Origin of the sequence: Actinocatenispora comari (assembly GCF_017312725.1) — a bacterium.
GTDB classification, from domain to species: domain Bacteria; phylum Actinomycetota; class Actinomycetes; order Mycobacteriales; family Micromonosporaceae; genus Actinocatenispora; species Actinocatenispora comari.
In genome coordinates this window covers 1-5,462 of record NZ_BOPO01000094.1, presented here as the reverse complement: position 1 = coordinate 5,462, position 5,462 = coordinate 1, and the positions used below count along the sequence as shown (strand labels likewise).

The window sequence follows — 5,462 nt, the reverse complement described above, 5'->3', positions numbered from 1 at the left end:
GATCACCGGCCGTTGGGTCGCGTACGACGCGGCCGACGGCCACCGGCCGCCCGCGCTCGACGGCGCCGACCTCGCCGGCCCCGCGCGGGCGACGCTGGCCGCCTGGCAGGCGGTGGCGACCGACCCGGCGAAGGTCACCGAGTTCGATCCGGCGGCGACCGCCTGGCACGACGTGGCCCGCCGCGAGGAGGTGCGCTGCCTGCTCGCGCACGGCCTGTACGAGTCGGACGCGGCCCGGGCGGTGCCGCCGCTGCTGCGCGCCGAGCAGGTCGCCGAGCAGGCCGGGCTGGTGGTGCTGCTGGGCCGCACCCGCCGTGCGCTGCGCCGGCACGCGGTGCGCCGGGAGACCCGCGGCCCGCGGGCGGGCATGGAGCTGACCGATCGGGAACGCGAGGTGCTGCGGCTGGTCGCGCAGGGCGAGCCGACCCGGCGCATCGCCGGGCTGCTGGGCATCTCCCGGGAGACGGTGGAGACACACATCCGGGCCGGGATGCGCAAGCTCGGCGCGAAGACCCGGACCGAGGCGGCCGGGTTGGCGTTGGAGCTGCTGCAATGACCACGCCGACGAGAAGGGCGCGCCGATGAGCGGGCCGGCACCGCGCTACCTGGTCACCTCGGCGGGGGAGGCGACGACCGTGCTGCGCCGGATGGCGCGCTCCGGTTGGCACACCCGGGAGGGGTTCGCGCTGCCGGAAGCGGCCTGGGACGTGGCCGAGCAGCGGCTGATGCTGTTCGGCCGGGTGCCCGACATGGACACCGCGGCGCTCGCGGTGCTGGCGGCGGCGCGGGGTGCCGCGGTGGTGGTCATCGCCGACGAGCGCTCCGAGCCGGGCCGGGCGGTACTGGCGGATCTGTCCCGGATCGGGGCGGTGCTGCGCGATCCCAACGTCGACCCGGTGGACGAGTCCGCGGCGCACGGTGGCGACGGGTTGCCGCTGACCGACGAGCAGCGTTCGCTGTTGGACCGGCTGGGCGCGGGGGAGACGATCGCGGCGGCGGCGGAGGCGGAGTTCCTGTCGCTGCGCACCGCGAACCGGCGCATCGCCGAGGCGCGCAAGGCGCTGGGGGTGCGGACCACCCGGGAGGCGGTGCTGACCTACCTGCGCGCCACCCGGGACGAGTCCGCCTGACCGTTTTCCCTGGTCAGTGCCGTTCCACGGGCTGAGTGTCCCGAGTCTCACCGAGCTACCGGCCACCCCTCCGAGATCGTCCTCTACGGCGTGTAGAATTTTCTACGCCGTGTAGAAGACTTGGTCCGGGGGTACCCGTGGACACACTGGAACTGGCGCGCTGGCAGTTCGGCGTCACCACCATCTACCACTTCCTGTTCGTGCCGCTGACCATCGGCCTGTCGTTCCTGGTCGCCGGGATGCAGACCGCCTGGGTGCGCACCGGCCACGACCGCTGGTACCGGCTGACCCGGTTCTACGGCAAGCTGTTCCTGATCAACTTCGCGATGGGCGTGGCCACCGGCATCGTGCAGGAGTTCCAGTTCGGGATGAACTGGAGCGACTACTCGCGGTTCGTCGGCGACGTGTTCGGTGCGCCGCTGGCCATCGAAGGGCTGCTCGCGTTCTTCATGGAGTCCACCTTCCTCGGCCTGTGGATCTTCGGCTGGGGCCGGCTGCCCAAGCGCATCCACCTCGCCTGCATCTGGCTCGCCGCCATCGGCACCGCGCTGTCCGCCTACTTCATCCTCGCCGCGAACTCGTTCATGCAGCACCCGGTCGGCTACCGGATCAACCCGGCCACCCACCGCGCCGAACTCACCGACTTCTGGGCGGTGATGACCAACTCCACCAACCTGATCACCTTCCCGCACACCATGGCCGCGTCGTTCCTGACCGGCGGCGGGCTGCTCGCCGCGATCGCGTTCTGGCACCTGCGCCGGCACCGCCGCGACGACACCGACGCCGCGACGGCCGACGGGCAGCGGGTCGCGTTCCGCTCCGCCGCACGGGTCGGCACCGTCACCGTGCTGATCGCCGCGGTCGCGCTGGCGATCACCGGCGACATCCAGGGCAAGATCATGACCGAGCAGCAGCCGATGAAGATGGCCGCCGCCGAAGCGCTCTACCACACCGAGCAGCCGGCGTCGTTCTCGATCGTGACGATCGGCAGCCTGGACGGCAAGCACGAGGTGTACGCGGTGAAGCTGCCGCGGCTGCTGTCGTTCCTCGCCACCGGCAGCTTCGACGGCAAGGTAGAGGGCATCGACAACCTGCAGGCCGAGTACCAGAAGCTGTACGGGCCGGGCTCCTACACCCCGATCATCCCCGTCACGTACTGGAGCTTCCGGCTGATGATCGGGCTGGGGATGCTCGCCGCCGCGATCGCGCTGGTGAGCCTGTGGGCGCTGCGCCGGGGCCGCACGCCACGCTCGCGCCTGCTGTACCTGATGATCGTCGCGCTGCCGCTGCTGCCGCTCGCGGCCAACTCGTTCGGCTGGATCTTCACCGAGATGGGCCGGCAGCCGTGGCTGGTGTTCGGCCAGCTGCGTACCGCCGCCGGCGTCTCGCCCGGGGTGTCCGGCGGCGAGGTGCTGACCTCCCTGATCGCGTTCGCCGCGCTGTACGCGGTGCTGGCGGTGGTGGAGGTCGGGCTGATGCTGCGCGGCATCCGCGCCGGCGTCGGCGACGAGCGGCCACCCGAACCCGACGACGCCGACACCGACGCCGTCGCGTTCGCCTACTAGAGCACGCATCCGGAGACTGCTGTGACCCTCACCGAACTCTGGTTCCTGATCATCGCCTTCCTGTGGCTGGGCTACTTCGTGCTGGAGGGCTTCGACTTCGGCGTCGGCATGCTGCTGCCGTTCGTCGGCCGCGACGAGACCGACCGGCGGGTGGCGATCAACACCATCGGGCCGGTCTGGGACGGCAACGAGGTGTGGCTGATCGTCGCCGGCGCCTCCACCTTCGCCGCGTTCCCGGAGTGGTACGCGACCCTGTTCTCCGGGTTCTACCTGCCGCTGCTGCTGATCCTGCTGGCGCTGATCCTGCGCGCAGTGTCGTTCGAGTTCCGCGGCAAGCGGGCCGAGGCGCGCTGGAAGACCGGCTGGGACGCGGCGATCATCGCCGGCTCCGCGGTACCCGCCCTGCTGTGGGGCGTCGCGTTCGGCAACATCGTGCGCGGCGTACCGCTGGACGCCCGGCACGAGTTCGTCGGCAGTCTCGGCGGGCTGCTCAACCCGTACGCGCTGCTGTTCGGGCTGACCACGCTGGCGCTGTTCGCCACGCACGGGGCGATCTTCCTCGCGCTCAAGACGCACGGGCCGGTGCGCGAGCGGGCCCGCCGGATCGCGCTGCCGGTCGGGCTGGTCGCCGCCGTCGCCGCGGTCGCGTTCCTGACCTGGACCCAGCTGCACACCGGCACCGTGCTGTCCGCGATCCTCGCCACCGGCGCGGCGGTGGCCCTGCTGGCCGGCCTGGCCGCGAGCCGGCTCGGCCGCGACGGCATCGCGTTCACCGGTACCGCGGTGGCGATCGGGCTGGCGGTGGTCAGCCTGTTCGCCGCGATCTACCCCGACGTGCTGCCCGCCACCGACCCGGCGCACAGCCTGACCATCCACAACGCGTCGAGCACCCCGTACACGCTGCGGGTGATGTCCTGGGTGGCGCTGGCGTTCACCCCGTTCGTGCTGGCCTACCAGGCGTGGAGCTACTGGGTGTTCCGCCGCCGGCTGGGCCGCCACGACATCGCCGGGGCCGCCGAATGAGCGGGGTCAGGCCGCTGGATGCGCGGCTGATCCGGCACGCCCGCGCCACCGCCGGGCACCTCGCGGCGCTGGTGGCGCTCGGCGTGGGTACCGCGGCCACCGTGATCGCCGGCGCGCAGCTGATCGCCGACACCCTCGCCGCGATCGTGCACGGCGCCGCCCCCGGCACGCTGGTACGGCCGCTGGCGCTGCTGGCCGCCGTGTTCGCCGCCCGCGCGCTGATCGCCTGGGCGACCGAGGCCGAAGGCCACCACGCCGCCGCCCGGGTCAAGTCGGCGTTGCGCCGCAAGCTGCTCGCGCACGCCGTCGCGCTGCCGCCCGACCAGCGGCCCACCGCCACCGTCACCACCCTGGCCACCACCGGCATCGACGCGCTCGACGGCTACTTCGCCAAGTACCTGCCGCAGCTGGTACTGGCCGTGCTGGTGCCCGGCGCGATCCTGGCGCGGCTGGCGGTCACCGACCCGGTCACCGCGGTGATCATCGTGGTGACGCTGCCGCTGATCCCGATCTTCATGATCCTGATCGGGCTGGCCACCCGGGCCGCCACCCGCAACCGCTACACCGCGCTCACCCGCCTGTCGCACCACTTCCTGGACGTCGTCGCCGGGCTGCCCACCCTCAAGGTGTTCGGCCGCGCCGGCCACCAGGCCCGCACCATCGCCGCCATCACCGACTCGTACCGCCGCGCCACCATGCGCACGCTGCGCATCGCGTTCCTGTCCGCGCTGGTACTGGAGCTGCTCGCGACCCTGTCGGTGGCGCTGGTGGCGGTCTCCATCGGGCTGCGGCTGGTCGACGGGCACGTCGGGCTGGCCACCGCACTGCTGGTACTGATCCTCGCCCCCGAGGCGTACCTGCCGCTGCGCGCGGTCGGCACCCACTTCCACGCCAGCGCCGACGGCCTGGCCGCAGCCGAGGAGGTCTTCCGCGTGCTCGACACCACCCCCCGCGCCACCGACGGCACCGCCCCGCCCGACACGATCACCGACATCCACCTCGACGGGGTCAGCGTCACGCACCCGGGCCGGCCCACCGCCACCCCGCCGCCGGTCGAGCTGCACCTGCGGCCCGGCGAACTGGTCGCACTGGCCGGCCCGTCCGGTACCGGCAAGTCGACGCTGCTCGCGGTGCTGCTCGGGTTCACCGCACCCACCGCCGGCCGGGTCCTGGTCAACGGGTACGACCTGGCCGACTTCGACGCCGACGCCTGGCGGCACCGCATCGGCTGGGCCGCCCAGCAGCCCTACCTGCACCCGGGCACGCTGGCCGACAACATCCGGCTCGGCCGGCCCGACGCCCCCGCCGTGTTCGTCGCCGCCGCGGCCCGCGACGCGTGCCTCGACCTGCCGCTGTCCACCCCGGTCGGCGAGCACGGCGCCGGCCTGTCCGCCGGGCAGCGGCGGCGCGTCGGCCTGGCCCGGGCGCTGCTGCGCGACACCCCGATCCTGCTGCTGGACGAGCCCACCGCCGGGCTGGACGCGGCCACCGAGGCGGCCGTGCTGTCCCGGCTGCGGGCCCGCGCCGCCGCCGGCCGCACCGTACTGATCGTCAGCCACCGGCCCGGCGCGCTGGCCGCCGCCGACCGTACCGTCACCCTCGCCGCCGCGGCGGTCGGCTCATGACGCCGCGCACCGCGGCCCGCGGGCACCAGCGCACGGTGAACGGTGCCCGCCCCGAGCCGCGTGGCGCGGTCCCCGGGCCGCATGGTGCCGCCGCCGGCCCGCCCACCGGGCGCCGGGGC

5 protein-coding genes are annotated in these 5,462 nt (G+C 73.6%); all 5 read left to right on the top strand.

From position 1 onward, the window contains the following. A partial coding sequence (locus NUM_RS37335; RefSeq protein ID WP_225918806.1) for a helix-turn-helix transcriptional regulator occupies window positions 1–556 on the top strand: 556 nt, incomplete at its 5' end. A 25-nt stretch (window positions 557–581) separates the two neighbouring features. After that, window positions 582–1,130 carry a LuxR family transcriptional regulator gene (locus tag NUM_RS23820; RefSeq protein ID WP_207127154.1) on the top strand — a complete coding sequence of 183 codons (549 nt, stop codon included), beginning with the start codon at window positions 582–584 and terminating at the stop codon, window positions 1,128–1,130. A 137-nt stretch (window positions 1,131–1,267) separates the two neighbouring features. After that, window positions 1,268–2,695: a cytochrome ubiquinol oxidase subunit I gene (locus tag NUM_RS23815; RefSeq protein WP_207127153.1), complete on the top strand. Its 1,428-nt coding sequence runs from the start codon at window positions 1,268–1,270 to the stop codon at window positions 2,693–2,695. Between the two features lie 21 nt (window positions 2,696–2,716). Next, the gene (cydB, locus tag NUM_RS23810) at window positions 2,717–3,718 is read left to right on the top strand and encodes a cytochrome d ubiquinol oxidase subunit II (protein WP_207127152.1); all 1,002 of its coding nucleotides are present in this window, start codon (window positions 2,717–2,719) and stop codon (window positions 3,716–3,718) included. Continuing rightward, entirely contained in the window at window positions 3,715–5,343 is a 1,629-nt protein-coding gene (gene cydD, locus NUM_RS23805) for a thiol reductant ABC exporter subunit CydD (protein WP_207127151.1), read from the top strand. The genes cydB and cydD overlap by 4 nt, the downstream gene beginning before the upstream one ends. Window positions 5,344–5,462 lie beyond the last annotated feature (119 nt).

What these genes read in the sequence shown, in the direction of transcription:
- NUM_RS23820 (WP_207127154.1), top strand. Translation starts at nt 582, where the DNA reads ATGAGCGGGCCGGCACCGCGCTACCTGGTCACCTCGGCGGGGGAGGCG.
- cydD (WP_207127151.1), top strand. Translation starts at nt 3,715, where the DNA reads ATGAGCGGGGTCAGGCCGCTGGATGCGCGGCTGATCCGGCACGCCCGC.